The 18121-nt window shown below is 63.4% G+C and carries 17 protein-coding genes and 1 pseudogene; 1 reads left to right on the top strand and 17 read right to left on the bottom strand.

Features of this window, described 5'->3' with window-relative positions; all coding sequences use genetic code 11:
* Positions 1 to 53: 53 nt before the first annotated feature.
* The gene (locus tag ABFE16_13445; GenBank protein MEN6346298.1) at positions 54 to 443 is read right to left on the bottom strand and encodes a response regulator; all 390 of its coding nucleotides are present in this window, start codon (positions 441 to 443) and stop codon (positions 54 to 56) included.
* Between the two features lie 188 nt (positions 444 to 631).
* The gene (locus tag ABFE16_13440) at positions 632 to 1186 is read right to left on the bottom strand and encodes an SAM-dependent methyltransferase (GenBank protein ID MEN6346297.1); all 555 of its coding nucleotides are present in this window, start codon (positions 1184 to 1186) and stop codon (positions 632 to 634) included.
* 276 nt (positions 1187 to 1462) lie between these two features.
* On the opposite strand from ABFE16_13440, the gene ABFE16_13435 reads away from it, so the two are divergent.
* A complete protein-coding gene (locus tag ABFE16_13435; protein MEN6346296.1) occupies positions 1463 to 2122 on the top strand; it encodes a DUF1559 domain-containing protein in 660 nt (219 codons plus the stop codon).
* 71 nt (positions 2123 to 2193) lie between these two features.
* Here ABFE16_13435 and ABFE16_13430 read toward each other — a convergent pair whose 3' ends face one another.
* From ABFE16_13430 to ABFE16_13360, 15 genes and pseudogenes are all read right to left on the bottom strand, one after another.
* Entirely contained in the window at positions 2194 to 3339 is a 1146-nt protein-coding gene (locus ABFE16_13430; GenBank protein MEN6346295.1) for a Gfo/Idh/MocA family oxidoreductase, read from the bottom strand.
* A 131-nt stretch (positions 3340 to 3470) separates the two neighbouring features.
* On the bottom strand, positions 3471 to 3827 hold the full coding sequence (locus tag ABFE16_13425; GenBank protein ID MEN6346294.1) for a cupin domain-containing protein: 357 nt from the start codon (positions 3825 to 3827) through the stop codon (positions 3471 to 3473).
* A gap of 14 nt (positions 3828 to 3841) precedes the next feature.
* Complete coding sequence (locus tag ABFE16_13420; protein ID MEN6346293.1) at positions 3842 to 4597, bottom strand: 4Fe-4S binding protein; 756 nt, start codon at positions 4595 to 4597, stop codon at positions 3842 to 3844.
* Positions 4598 to 4786: 189 nt separating this feature from the next.
* On the bottom strand, positions 4787 to 6292 hold the full coding sequence (locus tag ABFE16_13415; GenBank protein ID MEN6346292.1) for a sulfatase-like hydrolase/transferase: 1506 nt from the start codon (positions 6290 to 6292) through the stop codon (positions 4787 to 4789).
* A gap of 64 nt (positions 6293 to 6356) precedes the next feature.
* A complete protein-coding gene (locus ABFE16_13410) occupies positions 6357 to 7193 on the bottom strand; it encodes a TIM barrel protein (GenBank protein MEN6346291.1) in 837 nt (278 codons plus the stop codon).
* 34 nt (positions 7194 to 7227) lie between these two features.
* The gene (locus tag ABFE16_13405; protein MEN6346290.1) at positions 7228 to 8025 is read right to left on the bottom strand and encodes a sugar phosphate isomerase/epimerase family protein; all 798 of its coding nucleotides are present in this window, start codon (positions 8023 to 8025) and stop codon (positions 7228 to 7230) included.
* A gap of 273 nt (positions 8026 to 8298) precedes the next feature.
* A pseudogene (locus ABFE16_13400) lies at positions 8299 to 9538 on the bottom strand (ATP-dependent 6-phosphofructokinase).
* Positions 9539 to 9575: 37 nt separating this feature from the next.
* The gene (locus ABFE16_13395) at positions 9576 to 10586 is read right to left on the bottom strand and encodes a G5 domain-containing protein (GenBank protein MEN6346289.1); all 1011 of its coding nucleotides are present in this window, start codon (positions 10584 to 10586) and stop codon (positions 9576 to 9578) included.
* A gap of 183 nt (positions 10587 to 10769) precedes the next feature.
* On the bottom strand, positions 10770 to 12086 hold the full coding sequence (locus ABFE16_13390; GenBank protein ID MEN6346288.1) for a S41 family peptidase: 1317 nt from the start codon (positions 12084 to 12086) through the stop codon (positions 10770 to 10772).
* A gap of 107 nt (positions 12087 to 12193) precedes the next feature.
* Positions 12194 to 13381, bottom strand: coding sequence for a peptidoglycan DD-metalloendopeptidase family protein (locus ABFE16_13385; protein MEN6346287.1), 1188 nt, complete (start codon positions 13379 to 13381; stop codon positions 12194 to 12196).
* Between the two features lie 102 nt (positions 13382 to 13483).
* The gene (gene ftsX, locus ABFE16_13380; protein ID MEN6346286.1) at positions 13484 to 14359 is read right to left on the bottom strand and encodes a permease-like cell division protein FtsX; all 876 of its coding nucleotides are present in this window, start codon (positions 14357 to 14359) and stop codon (positions 13484 to 13486) included.
* Positions 14349 to 15032, bottom strand: a complete 684-nt coding sequence (gene ftsE / locus ABFE16_13375; protein MEN6346285.1) for a cell division ATP-binding protein FtsE — start codon at positions 15030 to 15032, stop codon at positions 14349 to 14351. The genes ftsX and ftsE overlap by 11 nt, the downstream gene beginning before the upstream one ends.
* Positions 15033 to 15205: 173 nt before the next feature.
* Positions 15206 to 15937 (bottom strand): ThuA domain-containing protein, encoded by a 732-nt coding sequence (locus tag ABFE16_13370; GenBank protein MEN6346284.1) that lies wholly within the window; start codon positions 15935 to 15937, stop codon positions 15206 to 15208.
* Between the two features lie 79 nt (positions 15938 to 16016).
* Positions 16017 to 17816 carry a sugar-binding protein gene (locus tag ABFE16_13365; protein MEN6346283.1) on the bottom strand — a complete coding sequence of 600 codons (1800 nt, stop codon included), beginning with the start codon at positions 17814 to 17816 and terminating at the stop codon, positions 16017 to 16019.
* 96 nt (positions 17817 to 17912) lie between these two features.
* Positions 17913 to 18121, bottom strand: a 209-nt coding sequence (locus ABFE16_13360) for a hypothetical protein (GenBank protein MEN6346282.1), incomplete at its 5' end; no start/stop codon positions are given.

Here is an 18121-nt window from a genome sequence, read left to right as displayed (position 1 = left end):
TGGGACGCAGGCGCCCCGGGGAGTAGGACAAAGGCTGGTCTCTGCGGCGGGGCCTAGGCTGTGGCGCATCGGCCGCGGGGACGAAGCAGCCGGTTCACGACGAGAAGGAGATCGTCGGCGTCGAAGGGCTTCTGCAGGTACATGGTGCAGCCCATGGCCCAAGCTGCAGGTCCGAAATCGGTGGAGGAGAGGGCCGACATGATCACGACGGGGATCTCGGCCTGCGCCGCCACTGTCTGCAGTCCCTTCATGACCTCCCAGCCCGACATGTGGGGCAAGCAGAGGTCCAGAAGGATGAGATCGGGGCGTTCGTGACGTACAGACTGGATCGCCTGGATGCCGTCTTCCGCTGTGGCCACTCCATAGCCTTCTGAGCTCAGTAGTAGCTCGCAGAAGGTGCGCATGTCGCGGTTGTCCTCAACGACCAGTATCTGGTTCACCATGGATAGCTCCCGAGCGACACCTCTACCGGCGTTTGAGCTTTCCCCCGAAAGGCTCGTTGAGTAAAACTTTAGTAAATACAGAGCACATATACCATATTTCATGGCCAGGTGTCAAGACACACATCATCAATAGCCCTGCCGGGAGTCCGGGCTGTCGCAGACCCCCGGGAGCCCTGCGGCAGACCACTCTACAACAAGAGAAGGAACTCCTGGTTCCCCCCTTTGCGGCCAAGGATCGGTGACGGCACCACTTCCCGGACCTGGATGCCCAACTCGCCTAGACCCGCTATCACCCGGTCGACCACGCCCTGTACCATCTCCTGCTTCACCTTCCCCCGGCTTCGCTCGAAGCGTTCGGCCTCGTAGTGTGGCTTCAGCAGACTGATGATCACGCCGCCGGGCTTGAGCAAGGTGAGGGCGTGGGGCAGGATCAGACGCTGCGGCGTCCAGCCAACATCGCAGGTGACCAGGTCTACCGGCTCCGGCAGCTCCACGTGAAGAGCGTTCGTCCGCTCCCTCACTACCACGCGCGGGTCGGTCCGCAGGTTCCAGTCAAGGATGTTGTGGCTCGTGTCCACCGAGTAGACTCTGGCGGCACCTCGCTGGAGCAGGCAGTCGGTGAATCCGCCGGCATGGCATCCAAGATCGGCGCACACCCATCCCTCGGGTACCACCCCGAAGGCATCCAGGGCGTGAGCCAGCTTTACCCCGGCACGGCTAACAAAAGGCCTTCCGTCGCTCATCGCTCTCACCCAACAACCGGGATACCCGGCGAACTGTGGCACATGGTTCCAGAGAACCCTAATGGTATCGTCCTCTCCCCGCTACGACAAGCCTGGTGTCTCCGGCCAGCCGGGCGAGAAGGCAATCTGAACGACGCTGTCTGTATCGCTTGCTTTGGTGAAAGAACGGGCGAGAAGAGGGCAGGAAGTCTCAGTTGTGCCTTGAATAAGTGAGCCATACCTGTTCCCAGGTAGGGCGTTCGTCGCGCACACTGACAACCGATGGGAGGCAGTCAGATGAAGCGGCATGGGTTTACCTTGATCGAGCTTCTCGTCGTGATTGCCGTCATCGCGATCCTGGCGGCGATCCTGTTCCCGGTCTTCGCCCGGGCTCGCGAGAAGGCAAGACAGTCCTCCTGCACGAGCAACCTCAAGCAGCTCAGCCTGGCGATGCTCATGTATGCTCAGGACTACGACGAGCGCATGGTGATCCGATGGTACAACTGCTCTGCAGGGAGCCTGAACTGGCGCACTCACTTCCTGCAACCCTACATAAAGAACCAGCAAGTCCACGTGTGCCCCAGCACGGGCTACAGCTCCTACGGCTACAACCTCGACTACCTGGAGCGACAGTCTCTCGCGTCCTTCCTGTCTCCTTCCGAGACCGTCATGCTCTGTGACGTCAAGCATTCACGCCGAGCCGCAAACAGCTACCACGGTCGCACCGACCCGCCGAACAACTATGGGAACCCGCCGCTGAAGCCGGCCAATGACGAGGACGAGAAGCCGGTTGCGGGCGCCCCCGACGACTCCCTGGGCGACGACCACCAGCGCCCACGTGGCCTGCACAACGGTGGCGCCAATATCGGCTTCGTGGACGGTCACGTGAAGTGGATGAAGACAGACAGCTTTTTCTACTCCCAGAACCCGCGCGACAAGTGGTATGACCGAAACTAGCTGCCTTCTCCCAAGACGCAGAGACGGCCCCGCCTGAAGCGGGGCCGTCTGATTCCACCACTATCTCCAGTCTACTCGACAGGTTCCCAGGCTCCGCTCTGCGCCGATCGACGGACCGCATCGTCGACCAGTTGCGTCCTGACACCGTCCTCCAGCGTGGTCGTGCCCAGACGACCTTGCGCTATTGCTTGCAGGAAGTCGAACTGCGAATGCAGGTGGAATCGCATCCACCCGATCGGCAGCTTCGGCGATGGCAGAACGCTGGGCTTGGGATAGCGCTGCACCGACTCGATCTGCGTCCAGCCCCGACGTCCGCCCAGGTCACCCTCAGGCACGGTGGCGTCATAGGCATACAGGTAGTTCGGGTCCATCATGTTGAACCGCAGGGCGCCTCGCTCGCCGAAGATCTCGAAGCTCATGCCGTCGTGCGTCCCAGTTGCGAAGCGTGAAGCCTCGACGAACCCCAGCGCACCGCAGCACATCCGTGCCTGCAGGCACACGTAGTCGTCGACCTTCACCGGCACCTTGTCCGTCGACCCCGCTGCGGCCGGCCGCTCGGTGATGAAGGTCTGGGTGGTCGCCCGAACGGACCCGTAGTCGCCCAGAAGGTAGCGCATCAGGTCAACCACGTGGCTGCCAAGATCGGACAGCGCGCCGCCGCCGGCCTCGGAGGTCAGGCGCCAGGAGATGGGACGGTTCGGATCGGTGTAGCCTGCGTGGTAGTAGGCAGCGCGGAAGTGGTACACCCGGCCGACGAAGCCCTCAGCGATCAACTCACGAGCCCGCAGGACTGCCGGAATCTGCCGCATGTGGAAGGCCATGCCGTGGGTGAGCTCCGGGTGACGTGCGGCCGCTGCCGCGATCTCCCGAGCCGACTCTGCATCGGTAGTCAGCGGCTTGTCACAGTAGACGTGCTTGCCCGCTTCCAGGGCCGCGACGACCTGCTCCTTGTGAGCCTGGTTGGGGGAGCAGATGCTAATGACCCGGATGTCCTCGCGCTCGAGAAGGTCCTCGAAGCGTGTCGTTCCGAACTCGAAGCCTCCCTGTTCTGCCGCCTTCTGAGCGGTCTCGGCGCGGCTGGTACACACGCCCACCAGCCTGGGGCGAACCGGTGCCGGGTCATAGAACAGGGGGATGTTGAGGTAGCCGTAGGCGTGGACCTTGCCGATGAATCCGAAACCGGCGATACCGACGCCGCAAGTGGGAAGGGATGCCATGGCTTCACTCCTGACTCTTGGTGACTTCGTCGGCAAGGCTATTCCCGACAGTCATGCCAAGTCCCTGCCCCAAAGGAAAGGGACGGAGTCTGTTGACTCCGTCCCTGGCTAACCTCTCGGCCTTGGGCAGGTCAGGCGGTGAACATCGTCAGGATCATCTTGAAGGGCTTCACCGCATCGACGGAGTGAGGCGCGTCGGCCGGCATCACGATCATGTCACCAGTCTTCACACGGTAGGGAGTGCCGGCCACCGTGATCACCGCTTCGCCGTCGATCACCTGCACAATCGCCTCGTAGGGCGCCGAATGGGTGCTCAGCCGCTGGCCCTCAGCGAAGGCGAACAGCGTCAGTGACCCGGCCTCCGAGTCGGAGATCGTGCGGCTCACGATCGTGTCGTCTTGATACTGCACCATCTCGGCCACCGGGAAGTGCGAGGCAACGCCCGTCGTCATCCCGCAGCCGCCGCAACCTGTGCATTCGTGTGCCATGTCGGTTCACTCCTCTATAGTTCCTCTGTTGCCAGGATACCGCCGTTAATGCCGATCGTTACCACCTGAGTGGGAAGGTCCTTGCCGCTGGCCGCCAGGGCATCGCGCACGATCGCCACCAGACCGCCGCAGCAGGGGACCTCCATGCGGGCTATCGTCAGACTGTGCAGATCGTTCGCCGCGAAGATCGCCGCGAGCTTCTGGCGGTAGAGGGCCGCATCATCGAGCTTCGGACAGGCTTGCAGCAACATCTTGCCGGGCAGCAGGTATTGATGGAAGGCCCCGTAGGCGAAGGCTGCGCAGTCGGCGCTCAGCAGCAGGTCGGCTTCCTGAAGATACCCCGCCTGAACCGGGACCAGGGCCAACTGCGTCGGCCAGTTCCTCAGAGCGGACGGCTGGGCGACAGCCGGGCCAGTCTGTGCTCCACCCTCCAGCTTGCGAGCCTGTGTCGAAGGGCAGCCACAGGGCGCCGCAAACCTCGCGGCCATCGAAGGGCAGACCGCCGGGGCCGGTTCGCGAGACTGCTGCAGGTGCGTCTCGACAGCCGCCTCATCGAAAGCGGGTGCCTCACGCTGCTCGACAACCAGTGCTCCTTGCGGGCACTCACCGATGCAGGCGCCCAGACCGTCGCAGTAGTCCTCGCGCACCAGCTTCGCCTTGCCGTCTACCAGCTGCAGCGCGCCCTCATGACATGCGTTCACGCAGAGCCCGCAGCCGTTGCATTTCTCCTCGTCGATTCGGATGATGCTCCGGGTGACCGTGGTTTCCATCGTGCCCGCCTCCTTGTGCCTCACTTCTCAACTGTGCCCTGAGTGTACCCGGGCAAGGCACGAGGGTCTTTGACTTGAGTCAACCGCCACAAGATGCTTTGGGGAGAAGGTCCACCCAGAACCAAAGCGGAGTGCCCTCGTGACTTCGAGGACACCCCGAAAGAGCTTGGCCTCAGACTGCCTTACGGGCTACACGCCTTTGATCGGCAGCCCTCCCTGTGGCTTGCAGCGCGGCTCGTAACCTGCCGGAAAGAGGTGGTCTACGCGACCGCCCTCCTGGAAAAGCTGCGCTGCGTCAGGTGTCGAGGAGATGGATGGCTGCGGGAAGCTCTTCCAGCCCTCGCCTTCCAGCGGAGCCTCGTAGCCATCGGCTCGGAACCGGGCGACCAAGCGGCTCCGGAGGTCTTTGAGGACAGCCTCATAGGCCGGGTTGCCGGCGAGACTGTGCTCCTCCGGCTGCCCCTCTGCGCGTCGGAACAGCCACTCCTTGCGATCCGCTGCGGAGTAGACGTACTTGTACTCGCGCCCAATGAGCGCGTACAGCCCGGTTTGGTTCTCCGAGTACTGGCTCAGCACTACCTCTCGCTCAGAACGACCGGCAGCGAGGTCAGCCAGATCGACCCCCGAGTGCTGCCCTCCGGGCTTGATTCCGGCCGCCTGCAGGAAGGTCGGTGCCACGTCCACTAGACTTGCAGGAGCCTCACAGCGCAGACCAGCGCCGAACCTCTCCGGGTACCTCACCAGCAGCGGCACCCGGGCGGCGGAGTCCACCATCGAGCGCTTGCCCCAGCTTCCGTAGTCTCCCAGCAGCTCCCCATGGTCCGAGGTGAACAGCACGAGGGTGTTGTCCAGCTCTCCCTGGTCCTCAAGTGCTTGAAGGATGCGACCGGCGTTGTAGTCCACGAAGGAGATGGCCGCGTAGTACGCACACTTGGTCAGTCGCACCAGGTTCCCGTCGAAGCCCTGGTCACGGTACTTGTACCGGTTCTGCACGCGGTTCCAGTAGGTCTGCAGGTCCTCGTACTCGCGCGGCATGTAGGGGAAGGGCATCTCGACGGGCTTGTACAGACGGTTCCACGGAACGGGTGACTCGAAGGGCGGATGAGGCTTCACGAAGCTGCTCCACAGCAGGAAGGGCCGGGAGCGATCACGACCCTGTAGGAACTGGATCGACCGGTCCGCGACGAAGGTGCTGTGGTGCAACCGTGCCGGGAGCTGCGACGGCTGCGGGACGTAGTACCACTCACTGCGGACGCCGTTGGGGTCGAGGAGGTATTCGTAGCCGTTTGACCGGAGGGTATCGCAGAAGTCGTCGTTCTCCCGCATCCCACCCTCTTCACTGAACACCCGGCTATCGAAGCCCCACAGCTTGCGGGCATCCGGTACGAAGTGCATCTTGCCGACGCCGTGCGTCTGGTACCCCTCGCCCTGCAGCAGCTCCATCATGGAGGTGCGGTCCTGCGGCATCGGCGTGTTCGCCGTGCATCCGGTCTGGTGCGCCCACTGGCTCAGGACCAGGCTACAGCGCGCCGCGACGCACACCGGTGAGGGAGTGTAGGCCGAGGTGAAGCTCGTGCCCTCAGCCACGAGACGATCCAGGAAGGGCGTCTGGATGTACGGATTGCCCAGGGCATGGATCGTGTCCCAGCGCTGCTGATCCGTGAACAGGAGCAGGATGTTGGGCTTCCTGGCCATGTGAACCCTCCCGAAGGTGCCGACAGCTCCGAGCGACGCTTGCTCGGCCTGGGTGACAGCCGCACTAGCGGATCTCGACGCCCTCTTGGGCCGCCACGGTGCGGATATGCTCAGCAGCCGCAGCGAAGTCCTCCTCAGCGCTCAGGTGCTCGATCATCAGTGGTGTGTCCGGGGCCAGTCGGCCCAGTTCACGCAGGTAGGTGCCATAGTCCAGCGCACCCAGACCGGGCCGCGTCTCCTCCAGGTGGACCGTGAGCTTGCCCGACAGGTGGATGTCCTTGGCGTGGCAGCTCTTGATCCACGGCCTGAGCTTCGCAAAGCACTCCCGCAGAAACTCGGCGTTGGCGAAGTACCGGTGAGGGCTGCTGATGAGGTTCACCGGGTCCAGATGCACCGCGAAGTGATCCCGCTCGATGGCCTTGATCAACCGTAGGTAGCTGTCCGCCGAATCCGGGAAAGCCCACGGCATGGTCTCCAGCGTGTAGAAGGCACGCGTGGGCTTGACCGCATCGATGATCCTGCGCACGGTCTCGACGACCAGTTCGAAGGTCGCCTCAGTGAGATTGTCAGGGTGCGGGCCATCCCACTGCTCGCAGCGGGCGCCACTGATGTTCACGCAGCACAGGGCGCCGATGCTGTCTGCCAGGGCCAGGGCCTGGATGTTCTTGTCCAGTGCTGCCTTGCGCGTCGCCTCGTCTGGGCTGATGGGATTGCTCCAGGCACCGACCTCTGCAATCACGATGTCGGCCGAGGCCGCTGCCTCGGCATAGGCCTGCACCACGTCGTCAGAGGCGGATGCATCAACGGGGCAGTAGGCGGCGCTGTAGCCGTGCTTCCGCAAGCCCGCCACCCACGCTTCCGGTGTCGAGCAATCGTGGAACACTCGTCCTCCGAGTCTCATCCTCTCACCTCTGACGGCAGACCGCGATCCCTGGTTACAGGACCATGATCTTGCGGATGGCGGCGGCGGTGTCCTCGAAGGAAGCCGTGCCCGTGCCGACCTCGGACAGCAGTGCATCGTCGTAGCCCATCTTGCGCAGTTCGGCCATGACGGCTGCGAAGTTCACGTCGCCCTCCATCAGCGGCGTCCACTCATAGCCCTGGCGCTTGAAGTCCTTCAGGTGGACCTTCATCAGATGCTTGGCGCAGATGCGGACCCAGTGCTCGGGGAAACCGAAGAGCATCATGTTGCCGCTGTCGAAGTAGAAGCCGATGCGAGGGCTGGCGACCTCTTCGCAGAAGTGGGCGAACTCGAGTGGGCTGATGAGGAAGCGGGTCCAGACGAACTCGATGGCAACGTTGATGCCCAGTTCCTCCGCATAGGGGGCGAGCCGCTGCATGGACTGCACGGCATTGGCGTAGGCCTCGTTGTAGTACAGCTCGGGCGGCATCCCGCCGAGGGTCAGGAGCATGGTGTCAATGCCCAGAGCCTTCACGACGTCGAGAGCCTTGCGGGTAGCGTCGAGGCTCTGCTGGCGCACGGCATCGTCGTTGGTGACGAAGTCTCGCGGTAGACTGCGGAAAGACGGGCAGACCGAAGACAGGGCCATTCCGGCATCCGCAGCCCGCTTCGCCAGCTCCTGCAGCTTCGCCTCAGGGGTGTCGAGGGTGATCTCGCCCTGGTCACGGATGCTCAGCTCCAGCGCCTCGTAGCCGGCCTGCTTGGTCTTGCTGAGCAGCTCGTCGAAGCTCCATTCGGCGGGGGTGATGAGGCAACTGATCCCGACCTTCATGTCAAACGCTCCCTTGTCGCCGGCGCAGTGAAGGGCCGGCGCGGGTTAGTGGGATGGTACCGGCGCAAACCGGACGTCACAGGCATCGTTCTTCGCCCCTCAGGTCGCGGGACCTCCTCACCGCAGTTGATCCTGTGTTCGGCCAGAGACGATCGCGCAGTGTGGGGGACAGGCAGAAACGAAGACGCCCTCTGCCGGGTCCACGAGGGTCTGGCAGAGGGCGTTGCGTTCTCTGTGTTCCTGGGTTTGTGCAGCCCGGCGGAGGCCGGCCCGCTACTTCGGCCAACGGTCTCCCAGGCAGGTGCCGATACTGCGTGCCGACAGGATCAGGGGATGGGCCGCCGGGATGCAGCGTCGCTCACCGGCCACCTTCTCCAGCGGAACGGGGCCGCAGCCGGAGCCCTGAACAGCAACCATGACCCCGTAGGTGCCCTCCGCCAGCAGCTCAGCAGCCTTCGCGCCGAGTTCGGTCGCCAGTAGCCTGTCCCGAGCGGTCGGGGGCCCGCCACGCTGAACATGGCCCAGAACCGTGACCCGGGCCTCCAGGCCACTGCGCTCCTGGAGTTCGTGAGCGATTCGTTCCGCCGTGTAGGCTGCCTCCGGGCTGTCGTGAACGCTCGGCAGGCTCTGGGCGCGCTCGGACTTGTCCTTGGCCCGCTTCTTCTGGCCCTTCTTCTCCTCCGGCTCCTCGGGGATCGCCCCTTCGGCGACGGCGACGATGCTGAAGCGCTTCCCGCCACGGTCGCGGGCGATCACTGCCTCGGAAATGGCGTTGATGTCGTAGGGTATCTCAGGGATGAGGATGACGTCGGCGCCGCCGGCCACACCGGCTCCCAGTGCCAGCCACCCGCTGCGGTTGCCCATGATCTGCACGACCATCAGCCGGTGGTGGCTCTCTGCCGTGCTGTGGAGCCGGTCGATGGCTTCCGTGGCGATGGTCAGAGCGGTGTCGTAGCCAAAGGTAACGTCGGTCTCCACAACATCGTTGTCGATCGTCTTCGGGAGGGTGAGGACGTTGATGCCGCCCTCCTTTGCGAGCTTGTATGCGGTCCGCTGTGTGCCGTTCCCGCCCAGGCAGACCAGGCAGTCCAAGTGGAGACGATGGTAGTTCTCGATGGCCGCCGCGGTCATGTCCACGACTTGACCGGAGGCCATCCGGAAGGAGTTCGGCTTGTCACGACTGGTCCCCAACATGGTTCCTCCGGTGGCCAGGATGCCGGAGAAATCCCCGCGTCCGAGGAGCCGGGCACGGTTCTCCACCAGGCCACGGAACCCGTCGAAGATGCCCACGATCTCGATGCCGTACTCGGTGGCGGCTTTGCCAACCCCACGAATTGCCGCATTGAGACCGGGACAGTCTCCGCCTGCCGTCAGTATGCCGACACAACGCGTCTTGCTCTTTGCCATGCGCATCACTCTCACGATGGGGGGTGTGCACGAGTTTGCTGCTTACCAGGCCAACAAGGCACGAGTCCGACCTTTGCACCTTCAGGCTCATGAGAGGGTTCGACATGAACCCTCGAATCCCTTTGTTCCGCGTCTCTGGGGGCCTAACCGGTCCCGACCATCACCCGGCGCGGAACAGCCTGTTGCATGACCACGCTGCCGGTCTGTTGGCGCGAGACGGCCTGACCATTGTGGTAGATAACGTGCTCGGTGATCAGCTTCTTGCCGGGGGTGCCCTGGATTGTCACTCGTGTGACGCCCTTGGTCAGAGTCTCGGTCGGCACACGTTCTTCCGGGGCGTTGACGGCCTCCTCCCGGGTCTCCTCCTTCTCTGTGACAACCGTCAGCACACCACTGGGACCCGGTACCTTGATGACGTCCTTGCGGTGGAGGGTGCTGCCGTAGTTCGGGTTCAGCGCTCGGAGCTTCGAGATGGTCGTCTTGTGTGCGCCCGCAATCTTGCGCCAGGAGTCGCCCGGCTGGACAGCGTAGTCCTCGGTGCTATCGGCAGGAGCCCCCAGTTGCTTGACCGCTTCGTGGACGTCCGTGGCAACCGACTTGGGCGGCGCCTTGACGTCCGCGATCACAACGTCCTTCTGCAGCAGCTCAACCTTGATGAGCTTGCCGGATCCGCCCGAGTACTGCTGCTTCAGCAAGTCCACAGCCATCTGGGCTGTCTGCTTGTCGGGGAGAACGACTAGATCGCGTTGCCCGAGACGGATAGCTGCAGCGGCAACCTTCACCGTCACCCTCGGCTTGAGGACCTTGACGGCCTCCTCAACGGGCAGAACCTTCGATCCCTCGGCAAGCGGCCAGTTCAGGCTCTCCCATTTCTGCTCGATGAAGCCCTGGCCGGGGAGCTTGCCCTTCTGCTCGTCCAGAAGTCGGTTCCGCACGACCTCTGCCGTGCGCTCGTTGCGGACGAAGCACACGACCTGATCATTGATGCGGATCGCGCGCGCGAAACGGTTGTGACTTGAGTGCCAGATCAGGAATCCGGTCTCAACCACCACCACGCACACGAGCACCAGGCAGCAGGCACGGTAGAAGGACGCGGCGTCGTAGAGTTTGTCGAGTTCGGGATCACGTCGCGAAAGCGGCGCCTGGTAGCTCACTGTCTTCCTCCTCTTGGGGCTTGCTGACCTGCGGGCAGACTGACCCTCGCCCGACCGTATGCCGGGTGTCGGGAAGGCCCATCGTCACAGACAAAGACGCCAGACCTGGGCCCCGGGCAACCGCTCGCAGACCTCATGTCTGGCGTCCTATCCTCGCCACGGGTGGTCGGTTGCCCCGGATACCTACCCGCCCTTCTTACTCTGCTCCTCAAGCACCTTCACAGCCTGGTCGATCTGCTGCTTGTGCCAATCGTCATACTTGATCCGGGCATTGGGGTCGGGGTCGGGCAGGTACTTGTCCGGCTTGACGCCGCGCTTGCCTTCCTCGTAGTCCTGGCTGATGTCGCGCTTCTTCGGTGTCAGGTAGACCGCGGTGGACAGTACCAGAGCCGAGCGGTCATTGAGCTCGCAGACTGTCTGCACCTTGGACTTGCCGAAGGTGTTCTGGCCGACAACCAGCGCGCGACCACTGTCCTGCAGGCATGCCGCTGTGATCTCCGAAGCACTCGCGCTGCCATGGTCTGTTAGCACAACCACGGGTATGTCCTTCGGCACGACGAGTCCGTTGCGCAGCGCGTTGAGCGGCTCCGGCTGCTGTCCGCGCTCCTGCACGAACACCACGGGGCCGTGGTCGATGAACATGCTGGAGACGGAGATGGCCATGTCCAGAAGCCCGCCACCGTTGATGGACAGGTCAAAGACCAGGCCTTTCATGCCCTGGCTCTTGAGGTCCTCCAGGGCCGCACGCACCTTGGTGTCTGCCTGCTTGTTGAAGCTGCGGAGCCAGACGTAACCGATCTTGTCGTCTAGCATCCGGTACTCAACGACCGGGATCGCGATCTCGGCGCGCATGACGTCAACGTCGATAACCTGGTCGACGCCCTGACGCTTGAGGCCGAGCTTCACCGTGGTGCCACGCTTGCCACGGATCTTGTTGACGACGGCCTGCAAGGTAGCGCCCTTGGTCGGAAGACCGTCCACGGTGACGATCACGTCTTCAGGACGGATGTCCACCTTGGAGGCTGGCCCCTCGGGGATGATGGAGGTGATGAAGACCTCTCGTTCGCCGCCGTCTCCGCCGACCTCGCGGCTTTCCAGGACCGCACCAATGCCGTCGAAGTGGCCCTCCGTCTCGACCTGGAACTCGCGGTATTCCTCTGGCGTGTAGAACCGCGTCCACGGGTCGTCGAGCGAGGCCAGCATGCCTCGGATCGCCCCGTAGGTAAGCTTGCTGTCGTCATCGACTGAGTATACGAAGGATCGCTTGACCTTATCGCGGACCTCCCAGAAGGTCTGCAGAGGCCGCAGGTCTGTCGCTGCAGGGATCGACGGGTTCTCCTCGATCTGCAGCACCCCCGGGATGATCTGCACGATGCGGGCCACGGTACGGAGCAGGCCCTCGTTGCTCAACTCGTGCATCGAAACCATTCCCGCCAGAAACGCCACTACCAGGGCAAAGCCCACCAACAGGCCACTACCCAGCTTCCGATGGCTACTCACAGGATCATCCTACCTTCAACGGGATACACTCCCCAGGGAGCGCTTTGCGGCAACGTCACGCCGTACCCTTTCGATCGCCAGTGGGAAGGCGGGGTACGGCGGTGATACTACATCGATAGCGGATTGACGTGCGACCCGTTCCGGAAAACCATCCAGTGCAAGTGATCCCCCGTGCTCCAGCCGGTGCTGTCCACTCGCGCGACAGTCTGCCCGCGTCCGACGTGCTGACCCGGGCTGACGTCGATGCTACCACGCTCAAGGTGGCAATACATGGTCGACACGCCGCCGCCATGGTCGATGAGGACCGTGAGGCCGTAGGGACCGCGCCACCCGGTGTCCAGAATCGTCCCCGAGGCAGCCGAATGTACAGGCGTGCCGCCACCACAGGCGAGGTCAATGCCGTCGTGGAATCGCCTGGTGTGCGTGATCGGATGGATTCTCCAACCATATCCGCTGGAAATATACCCAGGTACCGGCCGCGCCAAGCTACCGCTCCAGCTTCCGTAGGATGCCGAGCCGCCGCTGCTGCCCGGACGCACCGTAGCGCGCTGCCGTTCGGCGAGTCGCTTGAGCATCGCCTCGACGCTGTGGAGTTCGTCCTCCATCGCGTCCAGCTGTCGGGCGGCCTCGGCGGCGTCGCTCTGGGCCCTCTGTGCGAGACTGGCTGCTTCTACCGTCTTGGTGGCCACCGTCGCGCGCTCCCTGGCAACGCGAGCCTTCAGCGCCTCCTGTTCCTTTCGGCGCTGCTCCAGGGCCTTCTCCTGCGTCTCAACTGCCATCTTGTCCGTGACGATCTGAACGAGGATGGTCTCGTCACCATGCGCCACCAACCGCATGAACTGCAGGCGGTTGGCGAAGTCCTCGAAGGTTGTGGCGTGCAGCACGACCTCCGTGTACGAAGGCTCTTCACTGCGGAACATGGCGATCAGGCGCTTCTGCATAGCTGCCTGGTGAGAGGCGAGGCGCTTCTTGGTCCGTTCCAGCTCCAGCTTGGTCCTCTCGAGCTCTTGAGCGGTAGCCGCCAACTGACGTCGCGCCCGCCGCAGTCGCGACTCGGCTGCCGCCAACTGCTCCTGGCACTCGACCAACTCGTTGCGTGCCGCACGGGCCTTGCGCTGCTTGGTGGCCAGGTTCTGGCGAGCGCCCTGGATGTTGCTGCGGGTCTCACGAGCCCGTTGTTGGAGCGCGCCGCGACCCTGGCTGTAGGCCGCCATCGGGATCATGCAGATGCCTACTAGTAGCAGGAAACGGGCCACAGTCCTTCTGGTTGTCAGGTGTGTTGGTAACACACGCATTGCTTTACCCTCCAGGTCTGCCGGCTTCGCCGGACCCCTTCGTCACTACCGCACTTTGGCAAGGCTCCGACTGTCGCCAAGGCCACAGGGGCAGGGGTGGTCTCAAACCAGGCGCAGGAAACGGCGCAGGCCTGTCATGCTCCCGACCATTCCGAACAGCGCGCCACAGGCAATGGTCGCCGCAGCGAACAGGGCCATCATCTGGGCGTTTTCAAGCAGACTGATGAACTGGACGTTCTGCGAGACATACCCGTTCACCCACGAGTAGCCTGCGATGGTCGCCACGGCAGCGACGATTCCGCCGACGATGCCGTGGAACAGCCCTTCCAGGAGGAAGGGCAGACGGATGAACCACTTGGTGGCGCCGACCAACTGCATGATGCGGATCTCTCGGCGCCGGGCGTAGATGGTGAGCCGGATCGTGGTGTTGATGACGGTGATCGTCGCCAGTACCAGCAAGGCGCCGACGACCAGGCCCGCCAGTCTGACACCATGCGCGACGGTCAAGAGCTTCGAGGTGATCTGCTGCGGATAGCGGGCCAGCGCCACACCACGAATCGCTCCGGCGGACTTGCAGACGGCGTCGATGTCTTGCGGCTTCGTTACGTATACCAGGATCGAGTTGGGCAAGGTGTTGGGAATCAGTTTAAGGGCGTTGATGTCGAGCTTGTACTTGTCCGCCAGTTGCTGGCGTGCCTCGGTCTTGCTCAGGAACTTCGTCTTCCTCACCCGCTGGTCGGACAGCAGAGCTGTCTCCACGTCGGAGGCCTTTGCGCCCTGTGCCAGTTCACAGGTGATGACCGCTGCCTGGGCCTCCAGGTCGGCCATGTGGGTCAGGTTCAGACTGAGCAGCCCGAAGGCGCCCAGAATCGTCAGCGCCACTGCGACGTTCGTAATGGCTGCCACCGTCACCAGTGGGTTGCGCCGAATGGCTCGGAGGGCCTGCACCAGCAGGAACTCCAGTGTGTTAAGAGACATCGTAGCCTCCAGCCGCAGCATCGCGAACGACAGTGCCACGCACCAGGTTCACCACGCGCCGCTGCATTTGGTCTACGATGAACTTATCGTGTGTCGCCATCAGTATAGTGGTGCCGGTCTCGTTGATGTGGGCCAGCAAGTTGACGATGTCCAGAGACGTGTCTGGGTCGAGGTTTCCGGTCGGCTCATCGCACAGCAAGGCCGGCGGAGCATTGACCAGGGCGCGGGCGATGCACACCCGCTGCTGCTCGCCGCCAGACAGCTCGCCCGGACGCGACTGCATCTTGTCGCCCAGCCCAACCAGCTCAAGGCTGATGGGCACCTTGCGATGTTTCTCGCGTCGCGTTGCGCCCAGCACATCAAGAGCGAAGCCGACGTTCTCCCATATCGTCATGTCGGGAAGCAGCCGGTAGTCTTGGAACACAATGCCCATCTTGCGCCGCAGGAAGGGAACCTTTGACGGGGGCAACTGGGCCACGTCCTGCCCGTCGACAATCACTCGCCCGGAAGTGGGCGCGATCTCGCGGTACAGTAGTTGCAGAAGCGTCGACTTGCCGCTTCCCGATGCCCCCACTACGAAGCAAAACTCGCCTCGCTCGATGCGGAGGTCCACCTTCGTCAGCGCCTCTGTACCCGAGGGGTACCTCAGGCTGACGTCTTGGAGTTCGATCATGTATGCAGGTCCTTCGATTCTTGCATCGGCGGAGGCTGCGAAGCTTGCACCCAAAGTCCTCCCCTAAGCTCGCGCCAAGTATAGCAAGATCTGAGCTTGGCCGCAACAGAGCGGCAACGAATCAGCGAACGCCCGTTCGCGCGCTGAGGGTTCCCGTGCCACGCCCTTCTTGCCTACCCGTGTGGCTTGACGTCCTCGAGCGGCTTGACGTTCCCGCGCTGGAAGTCCGGACCTGCCACTGGCGCTGCCCAACGGAGAGCGTTGGCGATGACCTTGAGCACTTCCTCCTGGTAGTAGATCGGGTAGGTCTCGTGTCCGGGGCGGAAGTAGAAGACCTTGCCCTTGCCACGATTCCAGCAGCAGCCACTGCGGAACACTTCGCCGCCCTCGAACCAACTGACGAGTACCAGCTCGTCCGGTGCCGGGATGTCGAAGTGCTCGCCGTACATCTCCGCATGCGGAATCTCGATGCACTCGCCGATCCCCTCGACGATGGGGTGGCCGGGGCTCACTACCCACAGTCGCTCCCTCTCGCCGATCTCACGCCACTTGAGGCTGCACGTTGTGCCCATGAGCCGACGGAAGATCTTCGAGTAGTGCCCGGAGTGCAGCACCACGAGGCCCATGCCGGCCAGGACCCGCTGGTGGACGCGCTCCACAATCTCGTCGCGGACCTCCTGGTGGGCCATGTGTCCCCACCAGACCAGCACGTCGGTGGCCGCGAGGACCTTCTCGGTCAGACCGTGCTCCTCCTCATCCAGTGTCGCCGTCCTCACCTTGAAGTCGGTCTGCGCCTTCAAGTACTTGGCAATCGCTGCGTGCATGCCTCGAGGGTACAGTTTCCTGATCTGCGGGTCTGCTTTCTCGTGCCGGAACTCGTTCCAGATGGTGACGCGGAGGGGCATGATGTTCTCCTTGCGGGGTGTGCGCTTGCGGGGAGACAGGCCCTAAGTCAACCGGCCTCCCCGGCTCGTGTCTCCAGACCTACTGCAGCACCCAGGTTCCGAAACGCTCGGGCTCAATGAAGCCTTGCACGCACCGCGACCACGAGCCGTACTCATTGCCCGCCGGGGTCACGCGCTGACGACACACGTTCGCCAGAATCGGCTTGCCGGGCGCCGCGTCGGTGACTCCGAGCGCCGACCAGGGGATAGCCAGTTCCGCCGACCAGCCCGTAGCATCGACCGCGGTAGCTGTCTCATAGGTCGGGTTCCAGGTCAGGTCCTGATTCGCCGCATCGGTGTTGCGGGCGTCCCAGCGCACGTTCTTCGGGTTGAGGATAAAATGGAAGAAGGGTGTGCGGGCGGTCCCCGAGGTAAGGAACACGTCGACGCTGTCTCCGAGCCACACGTCATCGTCTCGCTTGTCGCCGACGGGCCTGAGCAGGTTCGCCTGGGGCTCTTCGCAGCGCACAGCCAGGTACAGCATCTTGGTGTCGTAGGCGACCCAGGCATGGGTCTGGGCCTTCAGCGCGTCATCCTTCTGGCTTGCGTAAGGCATGAAGGGCCCCAGTGCCGGCGATCTCTTCCAGGCGGCGTCGCCGAGTTGCCCATCAATCTCAGGGATTTCCAGCTCAGTGAGCCGCCGAACCTGGGCGCTCTTGTCTCCGAGACGCTTCTGCAGTTCCTCGGCCTCACGTTGCCGCGCCTGCTTGATGATGTCGGTCATCTCGAACCCGAGCGGCTGGCGCTTTGCCAGCTTGTCCTTGGCCGAGACAATGGCCTGCTCCATCCCCGGCGGAAGGTTCTTGTCCTGCCACCAGTTCATCTTCTCGCTGTACAACCATACATACTCATCGGTGGTGGCCAGGGAGTAGTACACGTTGTGCTCCCACCACTTGGCCCGCTCTTCGGGCGTCATGTACTTGGCCGGTGTCCCCCGACCCCAGTAGTCGAAGAGGTAGTCCACATACAGCGCCTGGGCGCACTGCATCTGGGCCCGGTACTTGGCGCGGTTCTCCGGCGCGACCAGTCCGAGGCAGGTCTGGTGGATGGTCTGATAGGCTCGGTAGTAGGGGAGGGGCTCGGTGTAGTAGTAGGAGGACTCGTTGCCGTCCGTGATCGTGATGTTCGGACCGGCGACATCGAGCATCCCATTGAGGAACGCAGGCAGCAGCCCGTAGCCTTCGGCGCCGAGTCGACGGTCCCGCTCGGCAAGGTCGGGCTCGTTGCCGTAGCGTGACAGGATCGAGAGCTGGAAGAAGGTGTGCACAACCGCGTTTGGCAGTTCAGCCTGGATCTGGTTCATGAACTGCGCGCCACGCTTGCGAGCCTGAGCAGCGTACTCAGCGAAGGTCTTGGTGTCGGCGTGGGCCTGCTTGCTGTAGAGCCAGGGGTTGCTGCCGTAGGGCTCGGCATCGAAACACACGCCCTTGCAGCGGGCCAGTCGGGCAGCTTTGGCGCAGAGCCGGACGTTGTTCTCGACGCACTCCCAGTCGGCATCGCTGAACCAGTCCATCGTCGAGGCAGCGTACATGATGACGAAGTTGTCGGTGAACCTGCCCCACTGGATCTCGCTGCAGGCCTTCAGCTCCGCCGCGATCTTGGGGTCCTTCTCATCCCACTTCCTGTTGGCGAAGACCGAGCCGATCGTGGGGACGCGGAAGATGAGGCCCTCGAAGGGCCGCTTCTCCATTTCGCGGAGGTTCTGGGCGACGAAGCTGGGTGCAGGCACGTCCCAACCATACTCGATGAGCTTCTTTGGCATGGGTTGTGCCGAGGCCGGGAGTACCAGCACTGCAGCCAGCAGGCACAGGAGCAGGGCGACAACAGCCAAGCGTGTCATGGACGAGCACTCCCCTTCTGGGTATCGTGACAGCCGGTTGCAGCGATGGGGCAAGCAGGTTCGGCGTCGCCCTGAGCCCTGCGCGGGAAGGGGACCTCAGGGCAACCTGTCGGCGGGCTCCTCAGGTCCAGTTGACGGCCGGACCCCGGCGAAGTTGTTGTCCTCCTCAGGCGGCCGGTGGAGGACGAAGACGTGTTCGTAAGCGAGGGCGAAGTGGGCGCCGAACATCAGGACCTCTGCACCCAGAAGGGCCCAGAAGCTGAAGACGACCACTCCCGCGAGGCCACCGTAGAGCGCACCTCGCT

It is taken from the genome of Armatimonadia bacterium (genome assembly GCA_039679385.1).
In the GTDB taxonomy this organism is placed as follows: Bacteria; Armatimonadota; Zipacnadia; order Zipacnadales; family JABUFB01; genus JAJFTQ01.
Note: the sequence above shows the minus strand (reverse complement) of the source record. Positions and strands in the feature narration are given on the sequence as shown.